The 26,558-nt window shown below is 72.8% G+C and carries 24 protein-coding genes and 1 riboswitch; of the genes, 10 read left to right on the top strand and 14 right to left on the bottom strand.

What is annotated here, in order from left to right; all coding sequences use genetic code 11:
* Positions 1-65: 65 nt before the first annotated feature.
* From narI to ACIPWA_RS08680, 4 genes are all read right to left on the bottom strand, one after another.
* Positions 66-827: a respiratory nitrate reductase subunit gamma gene (narI, locus tag ACIPWA_RS08695; protein ID WP_056644751.1), complete on the bottom strand. Its 762-nt coding sequence runs from the start codon at positions 825-827 to the stop codon at positions 66-68.
* Positions 824-1,576, bottom strand: a complete 753-nt coding sequence (gene narJ, locus ACIPWA_RS08690; RefSeq protein ID WP_400289465.1) for a nitrate reductase molybdenum cofactor assembly chaperone — start codon at positions 1,574-1,576, stop codon at positions 824-826. Before narJ ends, narI begins: the two co-directional genes overlap by 4 nt.
* Positions 1,573-3,279 carry a nitrate reductase subunit beta gene (gene narH, locus ACIPWA_RS08685; RefSeq protein ID WP_068710256.1) on the bottom strand — a complete coding sequence of 569 codons (1,707 nt, stop codon included), beginning with the start codon at positions 3,277-3,279 and terminating at the stop codon, positions 1,573-1,575. Before narH ends, narJ begins: the two co-directional genes overlap by 4 nt.
* Positions 3,280-3,352: 73 nt before the next feature.
* Complete coding sequence (locus ACIPWA_RS08680; protein WP_400289463.1) at positions 3,353-7,279, bottom strand: nitrate reductase subunit alpha; 3,927 nt, start codon at positions 7,277-7,279, stop codon at positions 3,353-3,355.
* 130 nt (positions 7,280-7,409) lie between these two features.
* Here ACIPWA_RS08680 and ACIPWA_RS08675 point away from each other — a divergent pair, with 130 nt between their 5' ends.
* Entirely contained in the window at positions 7,410-7,940 is a 531-nt protein-coding gene (locus ACIPWA_RS08675; protein WP_056644758.1) for a MogA/MoaB family molybdenum cofactor biosynthesis protein, read from the top strand.
* A 124-nt stretch (positions 7,941-8,064) separates the two neighbouring features.
* Here the strand turns inward: ACIPWA_RS08675 and ACIPWA_RS08670 are convergent, their stop codons facing one another.
* The 6 genes from ACIPWA_RS08670 to ACIPWA_RS08645 form a co-directional block, all read right to left on the bottom strand.
* On the bottom strand, positions 8,065-8,301 hold the full coding sequence (locus ACIPWA_RS08670) for a MoaD/ThiS family protein (protein ID WP_068710255.1): 237 nt from the start codon (positions 8,299-8,301) through the stop codon (positions 8,065-8,067).
* 1 nt (position 8,302) lies between these two features.
* Positions 8,303-8,653, bottom strand: a complete 351-nt coding sequence (locus tag ACIPWA_RS08665; RefSeq protein ID WP_400289462.1) for a DUF6457 domain-containing protein — start codon at positions 8,651-8,653, stop codon at positions 8,303-8,305.
* Positions 8,650-9,417, bottom strand: a complete 768-nt coding sequence (gene mobA / locus ACIPWA_RS08660; RefSeq protein ID WP_400289461.1) for a molybdenum cofactor guanylyltransferase — start codon at positions 9,415-9,417, stop codon at positions 8,650-8,652. Before mobA ends, ACIPWA_RS08665 begins: the two co-directional genes overlap by 4 nt.
* On the bottom strand, positions 9,414-9,887 hold the full coding sequence (gene moaC, locus ACIPWA_RS08655; protein ID WP_056644764.1) for a cyclic pyranopterin monophosphate synthase MoaC: 474 nt from the start codon (positions 9,885-9,887) through the stop codon (positions 9,414-9,416). Before moaC ends, mobA begins: the two co-directional genes overlap by 4 nt.
* A complete protein-coding gene (locus ACIPWA_RS08650) occupies positions 9,884-11,404 on the bottom strand; it encodes a molybdopterin molybdotransferase MoeA (RefSeq protein ID WP_400289460.1) in 1,521 nt (506 codons plus the stop codon). The genes moaC and ACIPWA_RS08650 overlap by 4 nt, the downstream gene beginning before the upstream one ends.
* Positions 11,405-11,494: 90 nt before the next feature.
* Complete coding sequence (locus ACIPWA_RS08645) at positions 11,495-12,775, bottom strand: MFS transporter (RefSeq protein WP_235534078.1); 1,281 nt, start codon at positions 12,773-12,775, stop codon at positions 11,495-11,497.
* A 226-nt stretch (positions 12,776-13,001) separates the two neighbouring features.
* Here ACIPWA_RS08645 and ACIPWA_RS08640 point away from each other — a divergent pair, with 226 nt between their 5' ends.
* The gene (locus ACIPWA_RS08640) at positions 13,002-13,706 is read left to right on the top strand and encodes a DUF1361 domain-containing protein (protein ID WP_400289459.1); all 705 of its coding nucleotides are present in this window, start codon (positions 13,002-13,004) and stop codon (positions 13,704-13,706) included.
* Positions 13,707-13,717: 11 nt separating this feature from the next.
* Here the strand turns inward: ACIPWA_RS08640 and ACIPWA_RS08635 are convergent, their stop codons facing one another.
* Positions 13,718-14,020, bottom strand: a complete 303-nt coding sequence (locus tag ACIPWA_RS08635; RefSeq protein ID WP_400289458.1) for a hypothetical protein — start codon at positions 14,018-14,020, stop codon at positions 13,718-13,720.
* Between the two features lie 144 nt (positions 14,021-14,164).
* Entirely contained in the window at positions 14,165-15,247 is a 1,083-nt protein-coding gene (locus ACIPWA_RS08630; RefSeq protein ID WP_400289457.1) for a LacI family DNA-binding transcriptional regulator, read from the bottom strand.
* A 261-nt stretch (positions 15,248-15,508) separates the two neighbouring features.
* On the opposite strand from ACIPWA_RS08630, the gene ACIPWA_RS08625 reads away from it, so the two are divergent.
* From ACIPWA_RS08625 to ACIPWA_RS08605, 5 genes are all read left to right on the top strand, one after another.
* Entirely contained in the window at positions 15,509-16,252 is a 744-nt protein-coding gene (locus tag ACIPWA_RS08625) for a glutamine amidotransferase (protein WP_056644776.1), read from the top strand.
* Complete coding sequence (locus tag ACIPWA_RS08620; RefSeq protein ID WP_400289456.1) at positions 16,252-17,214, top strand: ribokinase; 963 nt, start codon at positions 16,252-16,254, stop codon at positions 17,212-17,214. Before ACIPWA_RS08625 ends, ACIPWA_RS08620 begins: the two co-directional genes overlap by 1 nt.
* A gap of 136 nt (positions 17,215-17,350) precedes the next feature.
* Positions 17,351-18,433, top strand: a complete 1,083-nt coding sequence (locus ACIPWA_RS08615) for a DMT family transporter (RefSeq protein ID WP_400289454.1) — start codon at positions 17,351-17,353, stop codon at positions 18,431-18,433.
* Positions 18,430-19,479: a phosphotriesterase family protein gene (locus ACIPWA_RS08610; RefSeq protein WP_056644783.1), complete on the top strand. Its 1,050-nt coding sequence runs from the start codon at positions 18,430-18,432 to the stop codon at positions 19,477-19,479. Before ACIPWA_RS08615 ends, ACIPWA_RS08610 begins: the two co-directional genes overlap by 4 nt.
* A gap of 210 nt (positions 19,480-19,689) precedes the next feature.
* Entirely contained in the window at positions 19,690-20,127 is a 438-nt protein-coding gene (locus tag ACIPWA_RS08605; RefSeq protein ID WP_056644786.1) for a YdeI/OmpD-associated family protein, read from the top strand.
* Positions 20,128-20,293: 166 nt separating this feature from the next.
* On the opposite strand, the gene ACIPWA_RS08600 is transcribed toward ACIPWA_RS08605, so the two are convergent.
* Positions 20,294-21,715 carry a serine hydrolase gene (locus tag ACIPWA_RS08600; RefSeq protein ID WP_400289452.1) on the bottom strand — a complete coding sequence of 474 codons (1,422 nt, stop codon included), beginning with the start codon at positions 21,713-21,715 and terminating at the stop codon, positions 20,294-20,296.
* A gap of 67 nt (positions 21,716-21,782) precedes the next feature.
* Entirely contained in the window at positions 21,783-22,052 is a 270-nt protein-coding gene (locus tag ACIPWA_RS08595; RefSeq protein ID WP_191802764.1) for a DUF4235 domain-containing protein, read from the bottom strand.
* Between the two features lie 169 nt (positions 22,053-22,221).
* A riboswitch (TPP riboswitch) is annotated at positions 22,222-22,347 on the top strand.
* Positions 22,348-22,405: 58 nt separating this feature from the next.
* Here ACIPWA_RS08595 and ACIPWA_RS08590 point away from each other — a divergent pair.
* From ACIPWA_RS08590 to ACIPWA_RS08580, 3 genes are read left to right on the top strand one after another with little or no spacing between them, the layout of a single operon-like run.
* On the top strand, positions 22,406-23,497 hold the full coding sequence (locus ACIPWA_RS08590) for a thiamine ABC transporter substrate-binding protein (RefSeq protein WP_400289451.1): 1,092 nt from the start codon (positions 22,406-22,408) through the stop codon (positions 23,495-23,497).
* 5 nt (positions 23,498-23,502) lie between these two features.
* A complete protein-coding gene (locus ACIPWA_RS08585) occupies positions 23,503-25,200 on the top strand; it encodes an ABC transporter permease (RefSeq protein WP_400289675.1) in 1,698 nt (565 codons plus the stop codon).
* A complete protein-coding gene (locus ACIPWA_RS08580) occupies positions 25,200-26,519 on the top strand; it encodes an ABC transporter ATP-binding protein (RefSeq protein ID WP_400289450.1) in 1,320 nt (439 codons plus the stop codon). The genes ACIPWA_RS08585 and ACIPWA_RS08580 overlap by 1 nt, the downstream gene beginning before the upstream one ends.
* The last annotated feature ends 39 nt before the right edge of the window (positions 26,520-26,558 follow it).

Below are 26,558 nucleotides of genomic sequence, written 5' to 3'. Positions count from 1 at the left end.
AGAGTCGGAGCTCATCATGTCCGGGCCAAGATCTCCTCGGTGACAGCAGGGCCGACGCCGCAGACCTACCGCTTCGCTCCTGGCCGCTCCGACGGGTCCCAGCCGGGCCGCGGCTCACGGGACGCCACGGCGGCGTCGCGCGAGCGGTACACGATGTAGGGCCGGAACATGTACGGCACGGGCGCCGAGAACGCGTGCACGAGCCGGGTGAAGGGCCACAGGATGAACAGCAGGTTGGCCGCGACGATGTGGAGCTGGAACGCGGCGGGCACGCCTGCCATGAGCTCTGGCTGCGGCTGGAAGTACCAGAGCGAGCGGAACCACGGCGAGATGGTCTCGCGGTAGTCGTACCCGTGGTTCGCGGCGAGGAGCTGGGTCTGGACGGTCGCCCACGTCCCGAGCACGATCGACGCCGCGAGGAACACGTACATGACCTTGTCCATGCGCGTCGTGGCGAGGAACACCGGGCCCGTGGTCCGCCGGCGGTAGATCAGGATGAGCAGCCCCGCGACGAGCACGAGCGCGGCGAGCGCCCCCATGTACGTCGCGACGAAGTGGTAGGCGCCCTCGCTAATCCCTACGGCCTCGGTCCACGTCTTGGGGATCACGAGGCCCATGAGGTGCCCGAGGATCACGAACAGCAGCCCGAAGTGGAACATGGGCGACCCGAGCCGCAGAAGCTTCTTCTCGTAGAGCTCGCTCGACCGCGTGGTCCAGCCGAACTTGTCGTAGCGGTACCGCCACACGGACCCGACGACGAACACCGCGAAGGTCACGTAGGGGAAGACCACCCACAGCAGGATGCTCCCCGTGCTCGCACCGTTCATCGTCGTACCTCCTCGGAGGGCGCCCCCGCGGGGGCGAAGGGTTCGAGCGGTCCCATGGCCGACAGCCCGACCATCTCGGTCGGCGGCCCGGAGGTCACGAGCTCGAGGTACCGCCGCTCGGTCTCGGCGTCGAGCGGGGGCAGGGTCAGGCACACGGCCTCGACCACGAGCGCGTACGGGCTCTCCATCGCGGCGAGCGCGGAGCGCAGCACCTCGATGCCCTGGCGGTGCGAGCCGAGCAGGCCCGCGGCGATGCGCTCCTCCTCGCGGGACCGGGCTCGCGCGGAGAACTCGAGGGCCATGGGGAGGTAGTCGGGCAGCTCCTCGCCGTCGACCTCCCACCCGGCCGCGCGGTAGGCCTGCACGAACCGCACGAGCGCCATGCCGCGCTTCCGGGTGTCCCCGGCGGCGTAGTACGAGAGGTACATCGAGCACTTGCGCTTGAGGTCGAACGTCGCGACGTAGCGCGCCTCGAGCGCCGCGGGGTCGCCGGCTTCGAGGTCGTCGAGGAACGCGCCGAGCCGCGCCCGGACCTCGGGAGGAAGCTGCCCGACGACGTCGCGCACCTCGCGCGCGGCGGCGAGCGTCCCGGCGTCGGGGTAGTCGAGCAGGAGCGAGGCGGCCATGTGGGTGGTGCGCCGCTGCGCGGGCGTGGCCCGGACCGGGGCGAGGGGCTCCAGGAGCGGGGTGCGCGCCGTCGGGCGGGGCAGGAACGTGGTCGAGGGCGACTTCGTGAACAGTCCCATCATCGGGCCGCCGTTCCGTCGTCGGACGTGTCCCGCCCGGGGCCCTCGGCCCCGTCGGGAGTGCCCGGCGGGAACAGGCCCGCGGGCCGGCCGTTGCCGTCCCAGTTGAGGAGGTTGACGCGCCCCGAGGTCGACGGACCGTTGGGGGAGTCGGCCGTCTGGCGTGCCTGCAGGACGTGGAAGTTCTCGACCGCGACGGGCACCGGTGTCCCGCTCGACGAGCCGAACGGCCCGGCGCCGCCCATGCCGCCCATCCCGGGACCGCCGTCGAAGTCGAGCGAGCAGCTGATCTCCTCGAGCTCGCGCGCGATCTCCTGGTGCGCCGTGGGGATGACGTAGCGGTCCTCGTACTTGGCGATCGCGAGCAGGCGGTACATCTCCTGGATCTCGGTGCCCGTCATGCCGACCGCGCGGGCGATGGCCTCGTTGGGCTCCTCGCCCAGGTTGATGTCGCGCATGTAGGAGCGCATCGCGGCGAGTCGGCGCAGCGTGCGCTCGACCGGCACGGTGTCGCCCGCGGTGAAGAGCCCCGCGAGGTACTCGAGCGGGATGCGGAGCTTGGAGATCGCCGCGAACAGGGTGCGCGGGTCCTCGCCGTCGTTGCCCGACGAGCCGACCACGTCGACCACGGGCGACAGCGGCGGGATGTACCAGACCATGGGCATGGTCCGGTACTCGGGGTGCAGCGGCAGCGCCACGCGGTACTTCTGGATGAGGGCCCAGATCGGGGAGGCCTGGGCGGCCGCGATCCAGTCCTCGGGGATGCCCTCGGCCCGGGCTGCGGCGACGACCTCGGGGTCGTGCGGGTCCAGGAACACCGAGCGCTGGGACTCGAGGAGCTCGTGCTCGTCCTCGACCGACGCGGCCTCGGTCACGCGGTCGGCGTCGTACAGGACCAGGCCCAGGTAGCGCAGGCGCCCCACGCACGTCTCGGAGCAGACCGTGGGCAGGCCGACCTCGAGGCGTGGGTAGCACAGCGTGCACTTCTCGGCCTTGCCGGTCTTGTGGTTGAAGTACACCTTCTTGTACGGGCAGCCCGTGACGCACATGCGCCACCCGCGGCACTGGTCCTGGTCCACCAGGACGATCCCGTCCTCGGCCCGCTTGTACATGGCCCCCGACGGGCACGACGCGACGCACGCCGGGTTGAGGCAGTGCTCGCAGATGCGGGGCAGGTAGAACATGAACGTCTGCTCGAACTCCGAGGCCACGTGCTCGCTCATGTGCTGCAGGATGGGGTCGTCCTGCATGGTCTCCTTGGACCCGCCCAGGTCGTCGTCCCAGTTGGCCGACCACTCGATCTTCATGTCCTCGCCCGTGAGCAGCGACTTGGGCTTCGCGACGGGGGTGTGCGGGCCCTGCGGGGCCGAGAGCAGCATGTCGTACTCGTACGTCCACGGCTCGTAGTACTCGTGGATCGAGGGGAGCTTGGGGTTGGAGAAGATCGTCGCGAGCTTCTTGGCCCGCCCGCCCGCGCGGAGCTTGAGCTTCCCGCGCCTGGTCCGGACCCAGCCGCCCTGCCACTTCTCCTGGTCCTGGTAGGTCCGGGGATAGCCGAGGCCGGGCCGCGTCTCGACGTTGTTGAACCACACGTACTCGACGCCCGTACGGTTCGTCCACGCCTGCTTGCACGTGACCGAGCACGTGTGGCACCCGATGCACTTGTCGAGGTTCATGACCATCGACATCTGAGCCATCACGCGCACGGTGCCACCTCCTGGTCGGATCGGTACGTCAGCGGACGGCGACGAGGGCCGGGACGCCTCTGCGGGGCGCCCATCAGTACGTCACGTCCTGCGAGCGGCGACGGATCGTCGTGACCTCGTCGCGCTGGTTGCCCGTGGGGCCCAGGTAGTTGAACGCGAAGGCCAGCTGCGCGTAGCCCCCGACGAGGTGGCTGGGCTTGAGCAGCACACGTGTCAGCGAGTTATGGATGCCGCCGCGCAGCCCCGAGGTCTCGGCGAGCGGGACGTCGATCGTGCGGTCGGTCGCGTGGTGCATGTAGACCGTGCCCTCGGGCATGCGGTGCGAGACCACGGCCCGGGCCACGACCACGCCGTTGCGGTTGTACGCCTCGATCCACTCGTTGTCGCGGACCCCGATCTTGTCGGCGTCGCGCGGCGACATCCAGACGTTCGGCCCGCCGCGCGAGAGCGAGAGCATGAACAGGTTGTCCTGGTACTCCGAGTGGATGGACCACTTGGAGTGCGGGGTCAGGTACCGCACCGCGACCTCGGCCTGGCCCTCCGAGCCGGGGTACCCGCTCGGGGAACGGTCGCCCAGGGGCGGGGAGTCGGGGAACAGGCGGTGCATGTCGAGCGGCGGCCGGAACACGGGCAGCTGCTCCCCGAGCTCGGTCATCCAGTCGTGGTCGAGGAAGAAGTGCTGGCGCCCCGTGAGGGTGTGCCACGGCTTGAGCCGCTCGACGTTGATCGCGAACGCGGTGTACCGGCGACCCCCGTGCTCCGAGCCGGACCACTCGGGAGAGGTGATGACCGTCGTCGGGCGGGACTGGACGTCGGGGAACGTGACGCGCTTGCCCTGCTCGTCGCGCGCGAGGTCCGCGAGCTCGACGCCCGTGCGCTTCTCGACGTGCTCGAACCCCTGGACCGCGAGGCGACCGTTGGTCGTGCCCGACAGCGCCAGGATCATCTCGCACGCGTGCGTGTCCTTGTCGAGCCGCGGGCGTCCCGCCGCGGGGCCCGAGGGCACGAGACCGTTCTTCTGCCCCAGGACCCGTACCTCCTCGCCGGGCGAGAACTGGACGCCCTTGGTGACCATGCCGAGCTTCTCGGTGAGCGGACCGAGCGAGGCCATACGGTCGGCGAACGCCGGGTAGTCGCGCTCGACCACGATCAGCTTGGGCATGGTCACGCCCGGGACCAAGGGACGGGACGCCGACCCCGCGCCCGAGTCGACGATCGTGCCGTGCGGCACGGACATCGCGTCCGGGGTGTCGTGCAGCAGGGGCGCGGCCACGAGGTCCCTGCGCACGCCCAGGTGCTCGACCGAGTACTCGCTGATCTTCCTCGCGATCGTGTGGAAGATGTCGAAGTCGGTGCGGGTCTGCCACGGCGGGCTGATCGCGGGGTTGAACGAGTGCACGAACGGGTGCATGTCGGTCGTGGACAGGTCGTGCTTCTCGTACCAGGTGGCCGCGGGCAGCACGACGTCGGAGAACAGCGTGGTGCTCGTCATGCGGAAGTCGAGCGTCGTGAGCAGGTCGAGCTTGCCGCGCGGCGCCTCCTCGGCCCACTCGATCGACTGCGGGCGCCGCCCCGGCGCGGACTCGTCCGCGAGCACCGCGGAGTCCGTCCCGAGCAGGTGCTTGAGGAAGTACTCGTTGCCCTTGCCCGAGGACCCCAGGATGTTGGCCCGCCACACCGTGACGCAGCGCGGGAAGTTCTCGGGGGCGTCGGGGGCCTCGACCGCGAACCTGAGCGCGCCGCTGCGCAGCTCGGAGACCACGTAGTCCGCAGGCTCGGCCCCGGCCGCCTCGGCCTGGTCCACGAGGTCGAGCGGGTTGCGGTCGAACGTCGGGTAGCTCGGCATCCAGCCGCGCTGCGCGGACTCGACCAGGCAGTCGGCCGTGGTCCGGCCCGCGAACATGCCCGAGCCCAGCGGTGTCGCGAGCGCGTCGGCGGGCAGCCCGTCGTAGCGCCACTGGTCGGTCGCGACGTACCAGAACGCCGTGCCGATCATCTGGCGCGGGGGCCGCGACCAGTCCAGGCCGCCCGCATACTGGGCCCATCCCGTGACGGGCCGGCACTTCTCCTGCCCGACGTAGTGCGCCCACCCGCCGCCGTTGACGCCCTGGCAGCCCGTCATGGTCGTCAGCGCGAGCATGGCCCGGTAGATCGTGTCGGCGTGGAACCAGTGGTTGGCGCCGGCGCCCATGATGATCATCGAGCGCCCGCCCGACCTCTCGGCGTTGTCCGCGAACTCGCGGCCGATCCGTGCGGCCGCCGCCGCCGGTACCCCCGTGAACTGCTCCTGCCACGCCGGGGTGCCGGGGGAGTCCGCGTCGTCGTAGCCCGAGGGCCACTCGCCGGGCAGGTCCAGGTCCTCGCGGTTCACGCCGTACCGGGCGAGCAGCAGGTCGAACACCGTGGTCACCAGGTGCCCGCCCACGCGCCGGACCGGCACGCCGCGCGTGACCGAGCCCGCGCCCCCCGTGTGCATGCCCTCGTCGCCCTGGTCGGGGTCGGGCGAGAGGTCGAAGCGCGGCAGGTCCACGCGCACGGTCTCGACCCGAGTGCCACCCGGGCCCGACGGCGCCGCTCCCGTCAGCGGGTCGGGCCCGGCGGACGTGTGGCCGTCCGCGACCGACAGCAGCGGTTCGACGCCCTCCAGGTCGAGGTTCCACTTCCCCTCGTCGGCCTCGCCGAACCGGTGGCCCAGCGTGCCGTTCGGGATCACGGGCGAGCCGTCGGCGTCGAGCAGCACTGGCTTGAAGGCCGCGTTCGCGGCGCTCGCGGCGCCCGGCAGGACGTCGTCGGCCAGGTCGGCCGCGGTGAGGAACTTGCCCGGCACGTAGGTGACGTCCCCCGCAGGGCGAGCGGCGCCGTCGGGCGCCGACGACGCCGGGCTCGGCGTGAGCGTCACGAGGAACGGCGAGTCCGTGAACCTCGTCAGGTAGTCCACGAACGGCGCCGTACGACGTTCCACGTGGAACTCCCGCAGGATGACGTGACCCATCGCGAGAGCCAGCGCGCCGTCGGTGCCGGGGTGCACCGCGAGCCACTCGTCCGCGAACTTGGTGTTGTCCGCGTAGTCGGGCGAGACCACGATCACCTTCTGGCCGCGGTAGCGCGCCTCGGCCATGAAGTGCGCGTCCGGCGTGCGGGTCACGGGGATGTTCGAGCCCCACATGATGCAGTACGAGGAGTTCCACCAGTCGGCCGACTCGGGCACGTCGGTCTGGTCGCCGAACACCTGCGGCGAGGCGACCGGGAGGTCCGCGTACCAGTCGTAGAACGACAGCATCGCGCCACCGAGCATCGAGATGAACCGGGACCCCACCCCGTGCGAGACCATCGACATCGCCGGGATGGGGGAGAAGCCCGCGATGCGGTCCGGGCCGTAGGTCTTGATCGTGTGGACGTGGGCCGCCGCGACGATCTCCGCGGCCTCGTCCCACGACGCCCGGACCAGGCCGCCCTTGCCGCGCGCCTGCTTGTACGCGCGCGCGGTCTCCGGGTCGCCCGTGACCTCGGCCCACGCCCTCACGGGGTCGCCCGTGCGGGCCTTGGCGTCCCGGAACGCGCGCAGCAGCACGCCGCGCACGTACGGGTACCGGACCCGCGTCGGCGAGTAGGTGTACCAGCTGAAGGCCGCTCCGCGCGGACAGCCGCGCGGCTCGTACTCGGGCGAGTCCGGGCCGACCGACGGGTAGTCCGTCTGCTGCGTCTCCCACGTGATGATGCCGTCCTTGACGTACACCTTCCACGAGCACGAGCCCGTGCAGTTCACGCCGTGCGTCGAGCGCACGACCTTGTCGTGCGACCACCGGTCCCGGTAGAAGACGTCGCCCTCGCGGCCCCCCTGGAGGAACAGCTGCCGCAGGTCGGGCGAGACCTCCCCGCGGCGCAGGTGCTTGCCGAGCCGGAGCAGCGCGTCCTCACCACCACCTCCGGGGGACTCAGGGCGTGCGGCGCCCGCAGCGCGGGCGGCGGTGCCCGGGCCGGGGACGGTGGACTGCGACATGCGACCTCCTGGGGCGAGCAGGACCGTGCGTGTACGTTCGTCTGCCTCGCAGTATGCCCAGGTCCGGTCGCTTCCGCCCGACGAGCACGGTTCCGTCGCCCCGCGCCGCGCGATTGTCTACGGTGCTCTCATGACCTCGTTCGACGGGCCCTCCGCGGGCTTCCCCCTCGCCCACCTGCCGGTCACCGTCGTCACGGTCTCCGACCGCGGCTCGCGCGGCGAGTCGACCGACCGGTCGGGCCCGCTCCTGGTCTCGCTCCTGGAGACGGGAGGTTTCGAGCGCGTCACGCTGCGTCTGGTGCCCGACGGCGTCGACTCCGTCCGCGACGCCCTCACCTCGGCGCTGGTCGAGGGGGCGCGCCTCGTGGTCACCACGGGCGGGACGGGCATCGGCCCACGTGACCACACGCCCGAGGGCACGGCCGAGGTCGTCGACCAGGAGCTGCCGGGCGTCGCCGAGGCGATCCGGCGTCGGGGCGCGACCGTGGTGCCCAGCGCGGTGCTCTCGCGCGGGATCGTCGGGACCGCGCCCGCCGCGCACGGGACGCGCGCGCTCGTCGTGAACCTGCCCGGGTCGCCGGGCGGGGTGCGGGACGGGTGGACCGTGCTCGAGCCGCTGCTGCCGCACGTGTTCTCGCAGCTCGCTGGCGGGGACCACTAGCTTCCCGCGACCGATCCTGGCCTCGAGCGCTGCCCCCGCCCGTGAGTGCGGAGAACTTGTCGTCCGGAGGCGTGATCGACGACAACTACTCCGCACTCAGCGCGTGGCCGAAGGCGGGTGGCCGTCAGCCGCCCGCGAAGGGCGGTAGCACGTCGACCTGCTGGTCGTCGGCCAGCGCGACGCCGTGGTCCGCCGTCCGCACGCCGCCCACGAGCACCGAGCAGCGCGGCAGCACCTCGGCGAGCGCGGGGTGGCGCGTGGTCATCGCGGCGAAGAGCTCGCCGACCGAGGCGCCCGGGAGCGACTCCGCCTCGATCCCGGCCGCCTCAGCGGCCCCCGCGAAGTAGCGGACCTGCGGCACGTCACGCCCTCTCGAGCGAGGGATCTGCCGGGCTCGCTGCGCCTTCGGCTCCAGTGGTCCCGGCGGGGTCGGCGGTCTCCTCGACGACCTCGTCGAGCGTCGCCTCGACGTCCCACGCGAGCGCGAGCTCGGTCGCCCGTTCCATGGCGTCCAGGCCGGGGTGGTCTGCCCCCTCGCCCGCCGAGAGCCCGGCGACGTACCCCGCGATGAACGTCGTCAAGGGTGCAGCGGGCCGTTCTACGCGGTGCGCGGCGTCCCGGGCCAGGTCGAGGATCGCTCCGATGTCCACCGCCTCGCGGTCCAGGTCGAACTCGTCGACGAGGGCGTCCACCCAACGCTCGAGGTTGCTCATGCCATGCCTCCCGATGATCCGTGCAGGTCGTGACTCGGAGTACTGCTCTGCGCGCGACGGTGCGCGTATGACTCCGCATCCTGCCACGTGTCGACGTCGGTGCTCAGGCCGTCCACGTCCTCGACCTCCAGGAGTCTCAGCCCTGAGACGAGGCGGCGGACGGGAGCGCCGTGCAGGCCAGACGAAGAGGGACCGCTCGCCGTCCCCGTGCGAGGGCCACCGGACGGGTCCCCACCGGACGGGTCCCCATCGGACGGGTCGCCGACCGGCACGTCGTGCGCGACGCGGGCCACCGCGGCGTCGAGCGCCTCGCGCCGGTACAGGCCCACGAGCCACTGGGCCTTCCCGCCTGCCGCGAGGTGCACGCCGTCGACCACGTCGCCGCTCGTGCCCGCCCGGGGCGCGCCGGCCACGCTCGCCACGAGCAGCGGCACGGCCTCCGCGGCGCGCGGGACGTCGCAGGCGAGGAGGAGGACCCAGGGGGCGGCGCCGTCGGGCAGGGCGGCGAGGCCCGCCGCGGTGCCCGCGACCGGACCGCCGAACGGCGGGTCCTCGCGCGTGAGGACGTACGCGTCGGAGGCCAGGTCGGCAGGCCCGACGACGACCGTCGCCCGCGCGTCGCGGGTCGCCGCGAGCACGTGGTCGAGCAGGCGGGCGCCGTCGACGACGAGCTGCGGCTTGGACGTGCCCAGGCGCCGGGCGCGACCCCCCGCGAGCACGACGGCGTCGAACGCGAGGACCTCCGGCGGTAGGGGGGTGCTCACACCGAGCGCACCCAGTCGCCCGACTTGCCGCCCGTCTTGGCCTGGAGGCGGACGTCGCTCAGCTCGACCGACTTGTCGAGCCCCTTGACCATGTCCACGACCGCGAGGCCGGCCACCGCGACGGCCGTGAGCGCCTCCATCTCGACCCCCGTGCGGTCCGCGGTGCGCACGGTCGCGCTGATCTCCACCCCGTGGTCCTGGACGTCGAGGTCCACGGTCGCGCCGTGCACCCCGATGATGTGCGCGAGCGGCAGCAGCTCGGCCGTCTTCTTGGCCCCCTGGATGCCCGCGATGCGCGCGACCGCGAGCACGTCGCCCTTGGGGACCTCGCCCGAGCGCAGCGCCGCGACGATGTGAGGGCCGCAGCGGACGACGGCCGTCGCGGTCGCCGAGCGGACGGTGGGCTGCTTGAGGGTGACGTCGACCATGCGGGCGTGGCCGCGCTCGTCGAGGTGCGTGAACTCGCTCATGCGATCACCATGACACGCACGGTGTCGCCCGGCCCAACCGCCTCGACCTCGGGCGGCACGACCGCGATCGCGTCGGCCCGGGTCAGGGCCGAGACGTGGTGGGCGCCGGGCCCGACCGGGGCCACGCCGTCGTCCCCGACGAAACGCACCGGGAGGAACTGCTGGCGCCCCGCGGGCGATCGCCACCCCTCCGCGGCGACGCGTTCGACGAGGGGCTCGGCCGGGTCGGGGTGACCCGCGAGCCGGCGAACCGCGGGACGCACGAACGCCCGGAACGACACGTACGCGCTCACGGGGTTGCCCGGCAGCCCGAGCATCGGGGTCCCGCGCCAGCGCGCCGCGGCCTGAGGCTTGCCGGGCTGCATGCCGACCGCGACCAGCAGGACGTCGGAAGGGCCCTGCGCCGGGGTGAGCGCCGCGTCCTGGGTACCGCTCAGGACCTCCTTGACCACGTCGAACGCGCCCGCGCTGACCCCGCCCGACGTGACGATCAGGTCCACGTGGGGAGCGACGTCGTCGAGCACCGCGCGCAGCGCCTCGGCCGTGTCCGGGACCGCCCCCACCCGCACCGGGACGCCTCCCGCGTCGCGCACGCACGCCGCGAGCAGGAGCGAGTTGGAGTCGGGGATCTGGCCCGGGCCGGGCGCGGTCCCCACCGGGACCAGCTCGCTGCCCGTCGACAGCACCGCGACGCGCGGGACGCGGTGCACGGCGAGACTCGCATGGCCCGCCGAGGCCGCCGCGGAGACGAGGCGCGCGGTCGTCGGTGCGCCCGCCGCGGCGACGAGGTCCCCGATCGCGACGTCCTCCGCACGGCGGCGGATGTTGGCGCGCGAGGGGGCGTCGACCTGGATGGTCGGGTCGAGGGGCGCACCGGGTGTGAAGCGACGCGTCGAGGTCCGCTCCACGGGCACGACGGCGTCGCACCAGTCGGGCACGGGCGCGCCCGTCATGATGCGGGTCGCCTCGCCGGGTGCGTGGGCGGGGCGGGTCGTGGGTGGGGCGTCGGCGGGGGTGGCGGGCGAGCCGGCCTCGGTGAGAGGGGAACCTGTCGGGGGCGTGGTGGACTGTCCGGCGGCCGGCCCGGGCGTGGGCACGGTCGCCGTCGGAGCCGCCGCGATGTCGCCCACGACCCGGAGCGTCACGGGTGACGCGGCGCTCGCGGTCGCAAGGTCCGCGCTGCGGACCGCGTACCCGTCCATGGCCGAGGCGTCGAAGCGGGGCACGTCGAGGAGCGAGCGGACGTCGTGCGCGAGCACGCGCCGCGCGGGGGTCCCGGTCGCGAGCGCGTCGAGGGCGACCTGCTCGGCGGCCAGCGGCGCGACCAGCGTCAGGACGTGGTCGCGGTACTCCTCGACCGAGTGCACTCGCCCGGCAGCCGTGTGGTCGGTGGGCGAGCGGCCCTCGGGACGGCTCGTCGAGCCCGTCGGCGGGTCACCGCCCGGCGTGGACGTGTTGTCAGAACGTGGCCGGTCTGGAGCCCGGTGGGCTTCTGACAACTCATCGGAGGGGTCCATGGGGACACCGTAGGCCGACGCGCCGGGTGAGGGGCCACGCCTGGCGGCACGGCGGACGAGGACCGTCCGAGGAGCGGGCCGTGCCGCTCGTCAGCCGCGCGTGCCGCGCCGCACCGGTCCCAGCGTGAAGAGCAGCGTGACGAGTGCCGTCACCGCGAGGGCCGCGAAGCCCAGGCCGTAGTCCCCGTTGAGCTGGTACACCGCGCCCATGATGAGCGGAGGGATGAACCCGCCGAGGCCGCCCGCCGCGCCCACGAGGCCCGTGACCGCGCCGACCTTGTCCTGCGGGGCCACCTTGGCCACGAGCTCGAACGTCGCACCCGACGACGCGCCGAGACCCGCGGCGAGCCCGAGGAACGCGACGGTCCCGAGCGGCACCAGGTCGGGCTGGAACGCGACGACCGCCGCGAGGACCGTCACGACCGCGAAGCACACGACCGACACGGGGATGCCGCCGAACCTGTCCGAGAGCGTGCCTCCCACGGGCCGCATCGCGACGGCGAGGACCACGAACCCCGCGGTCCGCGCGGCGGCGTCGGCGGCCGTCAGGTCGTAGGCGTTCACCAGGAAGGTCGGCAGGTAGACGCTGAACGCCACGAAACCGCCGAAGCCCACGGCGTAGAGCCACGAGAGCTGGAGCGTCGCGGGCAGCTTGAACGTGGCCCAGGTCCGCGCGAGGAAGTTCCCGTGCGCGGCAGGGACGCGGCCCGGGGCGTCGCGCACCAGGAGCCACGAGACCACCGCGTAGACGGCCAGGACGCACGCCACGAGCACGAACGGTGCGGTCTCGCCGTACGTGTCGGAGATCCGCACGGTCGTGAACGCCGAGATCGCGGTGCCGCCCATGCCGATCCCGAAGATCCCGATCGCCGTCCCTCGCCTCGCCGGCGGGTACCAGGCGTTGACGAACGGGACGCCGACCGCGAACGCCGTACCGCCCAGGCCCAGGAAGAAGCCACCCAGGATGAGCATCGGGTAGCTGTCCGCGACGAAGCCGATGAACAGCACCGGCAGGATCGTCGCTGCGCTGACCAGCGGGAACATGATCCTGGCCCCGTACCGGTCCGTGAGCGCACCGACCGGGATACGGCCGAGCGAGCCCACGATGACCGGCACCGCCACGAGCACCGACTGCTGCACGGCCGACAGTCCGAGCGCCTTGCTGTACGCGCCACCGAGCGGGCTGATGAGAGCCCATGCCCAGAAGTTCACCGCGAAGCCGATCGTCGCGAGCGTGAGCATCAGGGTCGCTGAGCCGCCGGGTGCGGCGCCCGTGGGCGTCGGGGTCCCGGCACCCCCTGCCGCGGGCGTCGCGTCCTTCCCGGGGCCGGGAGCCGCCGGCGGCGTCGCTGCTTCGTCGTGGTGCGTCACTGTGACTCCCGGGGTTCGGTCGCCCGTCCTTGGACGAATCGGTGGAGCTCGAGATTCCCGCGCGACCCACGCTAGCCGCGAGGGGGACGTGTCGCGCGGGCTGGCGGAGGCGCCGTCGGGCCCTACCGTGGTCTACCTGACCGCGGCCCGGCCGCTCGGTCCCCGCCCGCGCGGCCCGAGCGGCACCCGCGCCTCACCTGCCCGCACCGCACCACGAGAGCCCACCATGAACCTGCTGTTCCTCGGCGTGATCCTCCTGAACGTCTTCGCGTTCGCGCTCGTCCTCCTGCGCGCCCCGCTGTTCCGCACCGAGGTCTACCGGCCCATGCTGCTCAACATCGGGCTGTCGGTGCTGCCGGTGTTCGTGCTGACGTTCTGGATCGTCGGCGACCTGGCGCTCAGCGCGGCCGGTGCGTCGACGTGGCTCGTCGTGACCGTCGCGGCCGCCGGGCTCGTGGTCTGGCTGCTGCTCCTGCCCAACGCCGGGTACCTCGTGACCGAGCTCAACTTCAGCCACCGCAAGGACGGCGAGGACGTGCCGCTCTGGTACGACATCGTCGCGGTCCTGTCCCTCGCGATGTCCGGGGTCCTCAACACCGTGGTCAACATCTTCCTGGTGCAGATGTTCTACGCCGTGCTGCGCTACCCCGACGACCCCAAGCCGTTCGAGCGACCGGCATCCTGGTTGGTGGTCGCGGTGGTCCTCGTGCTCGTCTCGTTCGGCATCTACCTGGGTCGGTACATCCGGTTCAACAGCTGGGACCTGGCGCACCCGGTCGGCTTCCTCCGGAAGTTCCTCGGCTACTTCCGCGCCCCGGGCAAGGTGCGCGACGCGCTGCTCTTCAGCGGTCTGCACACGGTGTTCTTCGCACTCATCTACCTGGTCGTGATCGGCTCTCTCCTGGAGACCCTCACCGCTGTGGCGGGGTGAGCCACGGCAGCTCAGCGGGGAGGCTCGTTGCCGGGCTTGGGCGGTGAGTACGGTGCCGGACCCGTGTAGCGCTCGCCAGGGTTCCGGGTCAGCGCGCGCACGGTGAAGGCCGCCGCGACGAACCCTGCGCCCAGGTAGTGGGCCACCGACACGAGGGACGAGACCGGTTGGAGGATCGTCTGGAAGACGGCGCTCCCTGACGAGTAGACGAGCTCGGCGACGAGCTGCGGGAGCACGAGGTTGCCCACGACTCCGGCGACGATCAGTCCCACGCCCCACCAGAGGAGTGCGGTGGCGCTGAGCCTGGGGGGCATGGGCGGTCCTCTCGACGGGCGGGCCCGGCGGCGTCGCCAGGACGGGGCCGGCTCCGCCTCGACGCCGAGGTGGGTATCACCGGTGCGTGGACACTATCGGACGGGGTGCTGCACAGGGGCGCGCCGCGCGTCGAGGGCAGGACGTCAGGCCGACGGCGGCGCGACCGAGCCGCGGATGACCAGGTGGAGCGGGAGGACCGTGCGTGCGGGCTCGAAGCCGGTGGCAGCCCCTCCTGTGCCGGCCGACTCCTGCGCCTCCCGGCGGGCCATGGCCCGTTCGAGCGCGTCGACCGCGGAGAGCGCGAGCGCCGCGACCGGCTGCTCGAGGGTCGTGAGCTGCGGGCGCAGCCACTGGCCGATGCGGATGCCGTCGCAGCCCACGACCGACAGGTCCTCGGGGATGCGGATGCCGTGGAGCTCGGCCGCGCCGAGCATGCCGACGGCCACGATGTCGCTGCCGACGAACACCGCGGTGGGCGCGCTGCCCGGTCGGGTGAGGTACGGGAAGGTCGAGGCGCCGAACTGCTCGGTGTACGGGCCGTGGCGGATCAGGTCGGGGTCGGCCGTCAGCCCGGCGTCGGCCAGCGCGTCGAGATAGCCACGCTTGCGCTCCTGGGTCGTCGAGAGCTCGGACGGGCCCGCGACGTGCGCGATGCGGCGGTGCCCCTGCTGGATGAGGTAGCTCGTGGCCTGGTACGCGCCGCCGTAGTTGTCGACCGTGACGGTGTCCACCGCGAGGTCCAGGTCGATCTCCTCGTCGATCACCACGACCGGCAGGCCGTCCGCGACCGCGCGGGCCAGGCGCTCGTCGGTGCGGCTCATCCCGAGGTAGATGAGGCCGCCCAGGACGTCGGTCCCGCCGATGAGCGGGCTGAGGCCGCCGTTGCGCTCGCCGTGCTTGCCGGAGACGGCGACGACGAGGGGGATCTGGCGTGAGGCCGCGAGGTCGGCACACTCCTCGGCGAGCGTCGTGAAGAACGGGTTGGTGAAGTCGGGGACGACCAGGGCGACCACGCCCGTCCCGCGCGCGGGCGATCCCTGCGGGGGCGTGACCGACCGGGAGCCGCGCGCGGCCCGTCCCGGTGTGGCGCCGCGGTAGTCGAGCGCGGCCACCGCGGCGTCGATGCGCGCGGCGGTCTCCGGCTGGACGTTGAGCTGGCCGCGCAGGTAGCGCGAGGCCGTCGAGGTCGAGACTCCCGCGTGTTGCGCAACTTGCGTCAACGTCATGGTGTCCACCCCTCTGCTCGTGCGCCCGGCCGTCGGATGCTCCCAGAGCCTATCGCTGCGCTGGTCGTGGGCGCGTCCGCTGTCCAGGGAGCCCTGTGATCGTGCGGCGTCTCGCGGGGCCCGCGGGGTGGAGGGGCTCGTCCGACGGGTCGTCGGTTGACACGAGCCTGACGCACACCTAGGTTGTTGCGCAACAGCAACACAACATTGCGCAACGTCGCCGATGTGCGGCCGAGCCCGAACCGTCTTGAGGAGAACCGCATGAGCCGCGTGCTGCTTGCCGGAGAGTCGTGGATCAATGCCGCGACGGACTACAAGGGCTACGACGCCTTCCCGCACGCCCAGCTGGAGATCGGCTGCGCCAAGCTGCTCGAGGCGCTCGCCGCCGAGGGCCACGAGGTCACCCACCTGCCCTCGCACCTCGTCGCGACCGACTTCCCGTCGACGCTCGAGGAGCTCGACGCGTACGACGTCGTCCTGCTCTCGGACATCGGCGCCAACACCCTGCTCCTGCCGCCCGTCGTGTTCTCCGAGGGGCGCCCCTTCCCGAACCGCATCAAGCTCCTCGCCGAGTGGGTGCGTCGCGGCGGCGGCCTCATGATGGCCGGCGGCTACCTCAGCTTCCAGGGCTTCCAGGCCAAGGCCAACTACCACGGCACCGCGGTCGAGGCCGTGCTGCCCGTCGAGATCCTCCCGTACGACGACCGCGAGGAGACCCCCGAGGGCATCGGCGGCGTCCTGACCGAGGTCGAGCACCCCGTGACCGCGGGCCTCGACGCCGAGTGGCCCATCCTGCTCGGCTACCAGAAGCTCACGGCCAAGGCCGACGCGACCGTCCTCGCCACGATCGAGGGACGCCCGCTCGTCGCCGTGCGGACCGAGGGCGAGGGGCGCACGCTGGCCTTCGCGTCCGACATCTCCCCGCACTGGGCCCCCCGCGAGTTCATGGAGTGGTCCGGCTACCCGAAGCTCTTCGGCCAGGCCGTGACCTGGCTCGCGGGCTGATGAGCGCCGTCCCCGGGGGCGCCCCCGCTCATGCCCCCGAGATCACGGTCGTCGGCAGCCTCAACATGGACGTCCGGCTGACCGTCGACCGGATCCCGCGCTCGGGCGAGACGATCAGCGCGACCGGGCTCAAGCGCTCGCCGGGCGGCAAGGGGGCCAACCAGGCCGTCGCCGCCGCGCGGCTCGGCCGCCGCGTCGCGATGGTCGGGGCCGTCGGGGACGACGACGCGGGCCGCGAGATCACGGCCCGGCTCGTGGCCGAGGGGCTCGACGTCACGTCGGTCGGGACGTCCGAGGAGCCCACCGGCACGGCCGTGATCCTCTGGGAGCAGCCCGAGTCGACCATCGTCATCGAGGCGGGCGCCAACGCCGACGTGGACGAGTCGTTCGTCGACTCGCGGGACCCCGCGGTGCGAGCCGTCGCCGACGCGCAGGTCGTGCTGTGCCAGTGCGAGACGCCGCTCGGCTCGCTCGCCGCGGTCACGCGTCTCGCGACCGGGACCACCATCCTCAACCCGGCCCCCGCGATCCCGGTCCCCGCCGAGATCCGCGACCGGTTCGACGTCCTGGTCCCCAACCGGTTCGAGCTCGCGACCCTCGCGGGAGCGGACGAGGCCCCCGAGTCCCTCGCGGACGTCGTGGCCATGGTGCGCGGGCTCGCCTTCCCGGGCGACGTCGTCGTGACCCTCGGGGCCGACGGCTCGGTCGTCGTCCCCCGCGACGGGCTCCCGACGCCCGTGCCTGCGGTACGCGTCGACGCGATCGACACCACGGCCGCGGGCGACAGCTTCTGCGCAGCACTCGCCGACGGGCTGCTGCGTGGTGAGGACCTCGTCGGGGCAGCCCGCTGGGCTGCCCGCGTCGCGGCCGTCACGACCACTCGCGACGGGGCGATCGAGTCCCTGCCGCTCGCCGACGAGGTCCCTGCAGCCCTCCCGGAGGACGTCGCACCGGGGCAGTGACCCGCTCGGCCCAGCACGACCCGCACGACCGCACGACCCCCACCCAGCCCGACCACTCAGCGTCGACCCAGGGCTGGCCGTTCGATCGGTCCACCGATCCGACGTACCGTCGAAAGATGAAAGGCACGGCCAAGCAATGAAGCACACCACGCCGGAGACCGCCTCCCGCTCGGGAGGCGCCCAGACGGTCGCCCCGTCGTCCCAGCGCAGCAAGGTCAAGAGCACCGCGACCGCGCTCCTCGTCCTCGCGACCGTCCTGGCCGGGGCCCTGGGCCCCATGCAGGCGGCGGTCAACGGTCAGCTCGGCAAGACGATCGGCGACGGCCACGCGGCCGCCCTCATCTCGTTCGGCACGGGACTGGTCCTGATGTTCGTCATCGTGTTCGCGCGTCCCGTGACGCGTCGCGAGGCGCTCGCGATCCCGCGCCTCATCAAGGGCCGCACGATCCCGTGGTGGAACTTCCTCGCGGGCCTGTGCGGTGCGGTCATCGTCCTGTCCGAGGGCGTGACGGTCGGCGTCCTGGGTGTCGCGACGTTCCAGATCTCGCTCATCTCGGGTCTCGTCATCTCGGGCGTGATCTGTGACCGCCTGGGCGTCACCGCCTCGGTCAAGCAGCCGCTCACGTTCTTCCGCCTCGCGGGCGCGGTCCTCGCGATCGTCGCGACCGTCATCGTCATCTCGCCGAACTTCTCGGCCCCGCACACGATCGCCCTCGCGATCATGCCGTTCGTCGGTGGCCTCCTCGCCGGGTGGCAGCCTGCGGGCAACGCGGCCGTGGCCGACGCCACGGGCTCGATGCTGGTCTCGATCGGCTGGAACTTCCTGGTCGGCTTCACGGCCCTGGGCATCGCCTACGCGATCCGCGCCATGACCTCGGGTGTCGACTTCCAGCTCCCCGGCTCGTGGTGGATGTACCTGGGCGGACCGCTCGGCCTGCTCTCGATCGCGCTCATGGCGCTCCTGGTCCGCGGGCTGGGCCTGCTGCTCCTGGGCCTCGCGTCCACCGCAGGTCAGCTCGTGGGCTCGCTCCTCATCGACGCGGCCATCCCCTCGCTCGGTCACACGATCTACGCCGCCACGATCATCGGCACCGTGATCGCGCTGATCGCCGCGGTGATCGGCATGATCCCGTCGGGGAAGTCGCCGGAGACGACCGCGGACACCGCAGTGGCCGCCGCCGTCGGCGGTGGTGAAGCAGGAGAGGTGAGCCCGCGATGAACGTCACGCCGGTCGGGTTCGTCCAGACGGTCACCGGACCCGTCGCCGCGCAGGACCTGGGGCTGACCCTGCCCCACGAGCACCTGTTCAACGACCTCTCCGGTGTGCTCGACGCGCCGAGCTACGAGTTCTCCCAGGCCGTGGTCCGCGAGCCGGTGTCCGCATCGGTCGCCTGGGCGCTGCGCCAGGACCCGTACTGCTGCGCCGACAACATCGCCGACAAGCCGGTCGCGGCCGTCGAGGCCGAGATCCGCAGCTTCGCGGCCCTCGGCGGCCGGACCGTCGTGGACGCGACGTCGAGCGAGTCGATCGGGCGCAACCCCGAGCGCCTGGCGGACGTCGCGAGCCGCACGGGCCTCAACGTCGTCATGGGGGCGGGCGCCTACCTCGAGAAGTTCGAGGGCGAGCGCATCACGGTACAGGCCGTGGACGCGCAGGCCGCAGCGATCTCGCGCGAGCTCTCCGACGGCGTGCGGGACACGGGCATCCGCCCGGGCGTGATCGGCGAGATCGGCGTCTCGCCGGACTTCACCGCGGGGGAGCGGGCGTCGCTGCGGGCCTCGGCCCTGGCGCAGCTCGAGCACCCGCAGGTCGCGATGCAGATCCACCTGCCCGGGTGGCAGCGTCGCGCGCACGAGATCCTCGACCTCGTGCTCGACGAGGTGGGAGTGCGGCCGGAGAAGGTCGTGCTGTGCCACATGGACCCCTCGGCCGAGGACCCCGAGTACCAGCGGGCCGTCGCGGAGCGGGGCGTGTGGCTCGAGTTCGACATGGTCGGCATGGACATCACCTACCCCAAGGAGGGTGTCTCGCCCGACCCGCACACGACCGCGGGCGCGGTCCACCGGCTCGTCGACCTGGGGTTCGCGGGGCAGGTGCTCCTGAGCCACGACGTGTTCCTCAAGCAGATGTGGGTGCAGAACGGCGGCAACGGCTTCGCGTACGTGCCGACCGTCTTCACCGAGATGCTCGCCCGGCGCGGCGTCGAGCGCGAGGTGCTGCGTCGGCTGACGCACGACAACCCGGCGGCGATGCTGACGGCGTGACCGGGGGCGACGGTGTGACCAGGTGACCGCGAGGTAGAACGTGCTGCGCGAGGTAGTGCGCGGTGCGTTCTACCTCGCGCAGCACGTTCTACCTCGGCCCAGGCGTCCCCGCCCCCGTTCCCCGTCCCAGGCTTCCAACCCGGCCCGACGGCGGGGCGAGCGTCGAGCGGTCGGCGCGCGACGTCGTCGGGCCGTTGGAAAACTCGGCCCATGCGATTCCGGACGACGATCCTCCAGAGCGGCAAGACGGCCACCGGCATCCCCGTGCCCGACGACGTGGTTGCCGCGCTCGACGCGGGCAAGCGCGTCCCGGTGCGCGTCACGCTCGGCGGGCACACCTACCGCAGCTCGGTCGCGCCGTACCAGGGGCGGTTCATGATCGCGCTCAGCGCGGAGAACAGGGAGGCCGCCGGGGTGTCGGGCGGCGACGAGGTGGACGTCGAGATCGAGGTCGACGACGCACCGCGCGAGGTCACCGTGCCCGACGACCTCGCGGCAGCGCTCACCGCCGAGGCGCGTGCGGCGTTCGACGGGCTGTCGTTCAGCCGCCGGCGCGCGCTCGTCGAGCCGATCGAGGCCGCGAAGACCCCCGAGACCCGGCAGCGGCGGATCGACAAGGCCGTCGCGGAGCTGGCTCCCGGCGCGTAGGCCCCACGACGGAGATCCCGGGCAGGGCCGGGGCCGGGGCAGGACGACGGTCAGCCCCGGTCCCCGGGTGACCGCGAGGTAGAACGTGCTGCGCGAGGTAGTGCGCGGTGCGTTCTACCTCGCACAGCACGTTCTATCTCGGCCCGGGGGCCCCGCGCAGCACGCCCTACTTCGAGCCCGCCCCGCCACCCAGCAGCGCGAACGCGCTCTCCGCGGTGTCGACCAGCACCATCGGGTTCGCGAGCACGGCCGGGTCCGTGGCCGCGAGCTGCACGGTCACGACGTACGTGTCGCCCTCGGCGTCCTCCGCGAGCCACGAGCCCGCCAGGACGCCGGGCGCGCTGCCACCCTTGAACGCGACGTAGGGCCACGCCGTCGTGTCGACCTCGATGCCGGGGTTGGCCGAGAGCACCTCGCGCACCACGGGGTCCTGCTCGCCGCGGTCGTGCAACCAGACGTGCGCGGCGCACAGGTCCGACGACGTCGCGAACCAGTCGACGTCGTCCTGCCACACGGGCGTGGTCACTCCCGCGGGGTCGACGGCGAGGGGCCCGCCGGGCAGCGCGTCGAGCATCGCGCGCCGTCCCGCGGTGTCGGCCGCCGCCCACCCGGTGGCCTGCGACGGCGAGCCCCAGGCGATCGCGAACGCGTCGCGGGTCGTGAGGAACGGGGTGTTGAGCGACGGGTCGGCGTGCCCCAGCGTGGCCTGCGCGCGTTCGACGGCGTCACGCCCCACGGCCTGGACCAGCAGGTCGGTCGCGGTGTTGTCGCTGATCGAGATCATGAGCTCGGCCGCCTCGCGCACCGTGACCGCGGTGCCCGTGGGCGCGTCCTGGAGCTGCCCCGAGGGCAGGGACCGCACGTCGTCGGTCACGGTCAGCTCGTCGTCCCAGGTCAGCGTCCCGGCCTCGACGGCCTGCGACACCGCGCCCAGCACGTAGAGCTTGAAGATCGAGCCCAGCGGCAGCACCTCGTCAGGGTCCGAGCCGCCAGGGACCCCGTCGACCGCCTGGCACGTCCCGTTGTCCAGGACCTGGGCCACGAGCAGCGAGCTCTGCGCGTCCACGGCGTCGAGGCGTTCGCCCAGCTCGTCCCAGCTCGCCGCGGGGTCGCGGTGCGGGTCGTCGCCCGGGCCGAAGAACAGGGTCTCGATGCGGCTGTCCGCGTCGACACCGATCTGCATCGTGAAGAACTGCCCGCTCGCCCCGACGATCGTCAGCGCGGCCTGCTTCTCGCCCGCGTCGACCACGTCGACCGAGACCGGCACCCACTCCCGGTCCGCGCGGAGCTGGTCCAGCACGGGCACGAGCTGGGCGGCGGGCACCTGGTCCAGGAACGACCGGGCGAACCGCCGATCGAGCGCCGCGGCGTCGGGGGACGCGTCCGCGTTGAGCACCTCGAGCACCCAGGTGGCCGCCTTGCCGACCGTGCCGCCCGGCAGCGCGACCGCGGTCGGGGCCACGCTCGGCGTGGGCGACACCTCGGAGCCGTTCCCGGACGACGAGCACCCGGTCAGTGCGAGCCCCACGACGAGGAGGCCTCCTACGAGGGGTGAGCGACGGCGTCGGGCGGCAGGAGAGGAGGGCATCGAGACACCCTACGGAACATCCGTCACGCGGCGGGCGCTGACCCGCCGGAGCCGCCCGACCCCGGCCTCAGGACGCGCGGGCCGCGAGCCGCGTCACGACGCGCTTGGCCTCGCGCCCCGCGAAACGGCGGGCGAACACGCTCGCGGCCGCAGCGGCCGCGGCGAAGGTGACGGCGCTGATGATGCCGACCTCGGGGTCGTCCAGGTCCTTGGGGGCGTCGTGCCCCGTGGCCTTGGCCCACGCGAAGCTCACGACCTTCTGCGCGACCCAGCCCGCGGCCAGCGTCAGGGCGACGGTCGCGACCTTCTCGGTGAGGGTCTGCTCGTTCTCGGCCATGTGGACCTCCAGGTGAGGGTGAGGCGGGCGGGGCGCGCCGCGCGTCGTGAAGGTGCCCGACGGCGGAGCTCAGGTCCCACCGTAGCCGTCGCCCGGGGCGGGGCGCGCCCCGGGCGAGACCACACGCCGGACCCCTGCCTGCGCCGTCGGACCGCGGTGTAAAGTCGCAGGTGAACGACAGGGGAGCGCCGACCGCCCGGAGACAACGGGCAACAGGCGCTGAGAGTGCGGACCACCGCAGACCCTCGAACCTGATCCGGTTAGCACCGGTGGAGGAAGTCGGGCTTCTCCAGCCTCGCTCACGGGACCTCCCGTGCGCGAGGTCCCCCTCCTGTGACGTCCAAGGAGGACACATGAACACCATCAGTACCCGCCGCGGCACCGCCCGCACGATCGGCCTCGGCCTCGTCGGCGGGCTCAGCGCGCTTGCCCTCACGGCCTGTGCCGGCACGACCGACACGGGCGCGGGCGACACCTCGTCGAGCGCCGAGGCGAGCACCGTCACGCTCGTCACGCACGACTCCTTCAACGTGAGCGAGGACGTCCTCGCCGCGTTCGAGAAGGAGTCCGGGCTGACCGTCAAGCAGGTCGCTCCCGGCGACGGCGGAGCGCTCGTCAACCAGCTGATCCTGACCAAGGACGCGCCGCTCGGCGACGTCGTGTTCGGCATCGACAACTCGTTCGCGACCCGCGCGATCGACGAGGGCGTGCTCGAGCCCTACACGCCCTCGGGCCTCGCCGACTCGGCGACCCAGTACGCCGTGGGCGACGGCGAGCTCACCCCCGTGGACCTCGGCGACGTCTGCGTCAACGTCGACCACGCCTGGTTCACGGCAGCGGGGATCCCCGAGCCCGTGACGCTCGACGACCTGACCGAGCCCGAGTACAAGGACCTGCTCGTCGTGACCAACCCCGCGACGTCGTCGCCCGGGCTGTCGTTCCTGCTCGCGACCGTCGGCGCCTACGGAGAGGACGGCTGGGAGGGCTACTGGAGCAAGCTCAAGGACAACGGCGTCAAGGTCGCCGACGGATGGTCCGACGCCTACTACGTCGACTTCTCCGGCTCCGAGGGCAAGGGCCCGCGCCCCCTCGTGCTGTCCTACTCGACGTCGCCCGCGTTCACGGTCACCGAGGACGGCACCGAGACCACCACGGGCGCGCTGCTCGACACCTGCTTCCGCCAGGTCGAGTACACGGGCGTGCTGGCCGGGGCCAAGAACCCCGAGGGCGCCAAGAAGCTCGTCGACTTCCTCGTGAGCGACGCGTTCCAGGCCGACATCGCCGACAACATGTACATGTACCCGGCGGACGCGGACACCGAGCTGCCCGAGGGCTGGGCCGAGTTCGCGCCCCTGTCCCCGTCGCCCTTCGAGGTCGCCCCCGCCGACATCACGGCCCACCGTGACGAGTGGATCAAGGCGTGGACGTCGACGGTGATCGGCTGAGCACGATGCCCGTGAGCCGCGGCCTGCCCGCGGCCGTGCAGCGCGGCGGGCGGGTCCTCCTGTGGGGGCTCGCCGCCGGGCTGCCGCTGCTGTTCCTCGGGGTGTTCTTCGCGTGGCCCGTCGCGACGCTGATCGCGCGCGGGTTCGTCAGCAACGGCTCCCTCGACCTCTCCGGCTTCGCCGAGGTGTTCTCCGAGCCGCGGACCTGGCGGATCATCGGGCTGACGCTGTGGCAGGGCGTGCTCGGCACCGTGATCTCGGTGCTGCTCGGCGTGCCCGGCGCGTACGTGCTGTACCGGTGCCGGTTCCGGGGGTGCACGTTCCTGCGCGCGTTCGTGACCGTGCCGTTCGTGCTGCCGACCGTCGTGGTCGGGGTGGCTTTCCGCTCCCTGCTGGTCGAGGGCGGGCTGCTCGGGTTCCTGCGGCTCGACGGGACGTTCGGGGCGATCGTCCTGGCCCTCGTGTTCTTCAACTACTCGGTCGTGGTGCGGACCGTCGGCGGGCTCTGGGAGCACCTCGACCCGCGCGCCGAGGAAGCGGCTCGCGCCCTGGGCGCCTCGCCCTGGCGTGCGTTCCGGTCCGTGACGCTGCCGTCCCTGGCCCCGGCCATCGCGTCGGCCGCGTCGATCGTGTTCCTGTTCTGCGCCACGGCGTTCGGGGTCGTGCTCGTCCTGGGCGGGGTCCAGTACGGGACCATCGAGACCGAGATCTGGATCCAGACCACGCAGTTCCTCGACCTGCGCGCGGCCGCGGTGCTCTCGGTCGTGCAGCTCGTCGTGGTCGTGGTCGCGCTGAGCGTCGCCAACCGGACCCGCACCCGCCGCGAGCGCGCGCTCCACCTGTCCGCGGCGACGTCCGCCGCCCGGCCGCTGCGCCTGCGGGCCGACGCGGCCCCGCTCGCGGTGACCGCCGTCGTCGTGCTGGGCCTGATCGCCCTGCCGCTCGTCAACCTCCTCGTGCGCTCGTTCCAGACCCCCGACGGCTGGAGCCTCGCGAACTACGCGAACCTCGGCACGACCGGCGGCCGCAACGCCCTGAGCGTGACCGTGTGGGAGGCCACGGCCAACTCGCTTCGGACCGCCGCGATCGCGACGGTGCTCGCGGTCGTGATCGGCGGGCTCGTCGCGCTCGTCGTCTCGCGGCGTCCCCGGTCACGAACGGGTCGGCGGGCGATCAGCGCGCTCGACTCGGTCTTCATGCTCCCGCTCGGCGTCTCGGCGGTGACGGTCGGGTTCGGGTTCCTCATCACGCTCGACAAGCCGCTCGGCATCGACGTGGACCTGCGGACCTCGGGGCTGCTCGTGCCCATCGCGCAGGCGGTCGTCGCGATCCCGCTCGTGGTCCGGACCGTGCTGCCCGTGCTGCGCGCGATCGACCCGCGGCTGCGCGAGGCCGCAGCGACGCTCGGGGCGTCGCCCGCTCGCGTGTTCGCCGCGGTCGACGGACCCATCGCGGCCCGGTCGCTGGGCCTCGCGATCGGGTTCGCGTTCGCGGTGTCGCTCGGCGAGTTCGGGGCGACGTCGTTCCTGGCCCGGCCCGACGCGGCCACGCTCCCCGTGGTCATCTTCCGGCTCATCGGGCGGCCCGGGGCGGAGAACTACGGCATGGCACTGGCTGCGAGCGTCGTGCTCGCGGTCCTCACGGCAACGGTGATGATGGTGGCGGAACGCCTGCGCGGCGACCGCTCGGCAGGAGAGTTCTGATGGACGGAGCCACGGTGGTGGAGCGAACGACGGACGGCTCGGCTGAGCCGCACGTGCCGCACGACCCGAGCGGGAGCACGGCGGGCCGAGGACTCACGGTGCGCGACGTCGTCGTGCACTACCCCGACCCGGCCTCCTCGAAGGGCCCCGGGACGACGGCCGTGCGCGGCGTGAGCCTCGACCTCGCACCGGGCGAGGTGCTCGCCCTGCTGGGGCCGAGCGGCTGCGGCAAGTCGAGCCTCCTGCGCGCCGTCGCGGGGCTGGAGCCCGTCGCGGGCGGGAGCATCGCGTGGGACGGGCGTGACCTCGCGGGCGTGCCCGTGCACCGGCGCGGGTTCGGGCTCATGTTCCAGGAGGGGCAGCTCTTCCCGCACCGGGACGTCGCGGGGAACGTCGCGTTCGGGCTCCAGATGGCGGGCGTCAAGCGGTCCGCGGCGGCGGGCAGGGTGACCGAGCTGCTCGACGTCGTCGGGCTCGCCGGGTACGCGCAGCGGCCCGTCGCGACCCTGAGCGGTGGAGAGCGGCAGCGGGTCGCGCTCGCTCGCGCGCTGGCGCCCGAGCCGCAGCTCCTCCTGCTCGACGAGCCGTTGTCGGCGCTCGACCGGGGGCTGCGCGACCGGCTCGCAGGCGACCTGCGCGCAGCGCTCGTCGCGACCGGGACCACCGCGCTGTTCGTGACGCACGACCACGACGAGGCCTTCACCGTGGCCGATCGCGTGGCCGTCATGGACGCCGGCCGCCTGCTCCAGGTCGCGGCTCCCGAGGACCTGTGGCGCGCTCCCGCGTCGCGGCGGGTCGCGGAGTTCCTGGGGTACCAGGCGTTCGTGGCGCTGGGGTCGTCGCGGTCGCTGGGAGACTCTGCGGCGGACTTCGAAGCGGCTGATCCGTTGTCAGAACGTGGCCGGGGTATGGAGCGGCGTGGTTCTGACAACTTCTCGGCGGCGGGCGGCGAGCTGCTCGCGATCGGCCCGACGGGGCTCGTGCTCGTGCCCGGTGCCCACGCCACGGCCGCACCCGGTGCCCACGCCACGGATGAGTTGTCAGAACGTGGCCGGGGTACGGACCGGGGTGGTTCTGACAACTCATCCAGGGCGTGGTCCGGCACGGTCGTCCGCAGCGCCTTCCGGCGTGGGCGCACCGAGGTCACGGTCGACGTCGACCTGGGGGCCGGCCCGCAGCGCGTGGTCGCGCTCGGCATGCCGTCGGCGACACCCGTGCCCGACGGCGCCACGCACCACTCGTTCGCCCCCGCACCGGGGGAGTGGGTCCGGGTCGCGCTCGACCTCGCGGGCTGTGCGGTGGTGCCGACGGACTCGTAGCCCGGCGGACGTGGTCTGTCGCCATGAACCCGGCATCAG

Source organism: Oerskovia enterophila (genome assembly GCF_044748475.1).
Lineage (GTDB): Bacteria > Actinomycetota > Actinomycetes > Actinomycetales > Cellulomonadaceae > Oerskovia > Oerskovia enterophila.
Note: the sequence above shows the minus strand (reverse complement) of the source record. Positions and strands in the feature narration are given on the sequence as shown.

Bases quoted from the DNA above. Each gene is read 5' to 3' on its own strand.
- ACIPWA_RS08625 (WP_056644776.1), top strand. From the start codon at position 15,509: ATGAGCCGCGTGCTGCTTGCCGGAGAGTCGTGGATCAATGCCGCGACG.
- ACIPWA_RS08650 (WP_400289460.1), bottom strand. From the start codon at position 11,404: ATGGACCCCTCCGATGAGTTGTCAGAAGCCCACCGGGCTCCAGACCGG.
- ACIPWA_RS08635 (WP_400289458.1), bottom strand. From the start codon at position 14,020: ATGCCCCCCAGGCTCAGCGCCACCGCACTCCTCTGGTGGGGCGTGGGA.
- ACIPWA_RS08665 (WP_400289462.1), bottom strand. From the start codon at position 8,653: ATGAGCAACCTCGAGCGTTGGGTGGACGCCCTCGTCGACGAGTTCGAC.
- ACIPWA_RS08630 (WP_400289457.1), bottom strand. From the start codon at position 15,247: ATGACGTTGACGCAAGTTGCGCAACACGCGGGAGTCTCGACCTCGACG.
- narJ (WP_400289465.1), bottom strand. From the start codon at position 1,576: ATGATGGGACTGTTCACGAAGTCGCCCTCGACCACGTTCCTGCCCCGC.
- narI (WP_056644751.1), bottom strand. From the start codon at position 827: ATGAACGGTGCGAGCACGGGGAGCATCCTGCTGTGGGTGGTCTTCCCC.
- ACIPWA_RS08595 (WP_191802764.1), bottom strand. From the start codon at position 22,052: ATGGCCGAGAACGAGCAGACCCTCACCGAGAAGGTCGCGACCGTCGCC.
- ACIPWA_RS08605 (WP_056644786.1), top strand. From the start codon at position 19,690: ATGCGATTCCGGACGACGATCCTCCAGAGCGGCAAGACGGCCACCGGC.
- ACIPWA_RS08640 (WP_400289459.1), top strand. From the start codon at position 13,002: ATGAACCTGCTGTTCCTCGGCGTGATCCTCCTGAACGTCTTCGCGTTC.
- ACIPWA_RS08600 (WP_400289452.1), bottom strand. From the start codon at position 21,715: ATGCCCTCCTCTCCTGCCGCCCGACGCCGTCGCTCACCCCTCGTAGGA.
- ACIPWA_RS08585 (WP_400289675.1), top strand. From the start codon at position 23,503: ATGCCCGTGAGCCGCGGCCTGCCCGCGGCCGTGCAGCGCGGCGGGCGG.
- ACIPWA_RS08680 (WP_400289463.1), bottom strand. From the start codon at position 7,279: ATGTCGCAGTCCACCGTCCCCGGCCCGGGCACCGCCGCCCGCGCTGCG.
- ACIPWA_RS08620 (WP_400289456.1), top strand. From the start codon at position 16,252: ATGAGCGCCGTCCCCGGGGGCGCCCCCGCTCATGCCCCCGAGATCACG.
- ACIPWA_RS08590 (WP_400289451.1), top strand. From the start codon at position 22,406: ATGAACACCATCAGTACCCGCCGCGGCACCGCCCGCACGATCGGCCTC.
- ACIPWA_RS08580 (WP_400289450.1), top strand. From the start codon at position 25,200: ATGGACGGAGCCACGGTGGTGGAGCGAACGACGGACGGCTCGGCTGAG.
- ACIPWA_RS08675 (WP_056644758.1), top strand. From the start codon at position 7,410: ATGACCTCGTTCGACGGGCCCTCCGCGGGCTTCCCCCTCGCCCACCTG.
- moaC (WP_056644764.1), bottom strand. From the start codon at position 9,887: ATGAGCGAGTTCACGCACCTCGACGAGCGCGGCCACGCCCGCATGGTC.
- ACIPWA_RS08610 (WP_056644783.1), top strand. From the start codon at position 18,430: ATGAACGTCACGCCGGTCGGGTTCGTCCAGACGGTCACCGGACCCGTC.
- ACIPWA_RS08615 (WP_400289454.1), top strand. From the start codon at position 17,351: ATGAAGCACACCACGCCGGAGACCGCCTCCCGCTCGGGAGGCGCCCAG.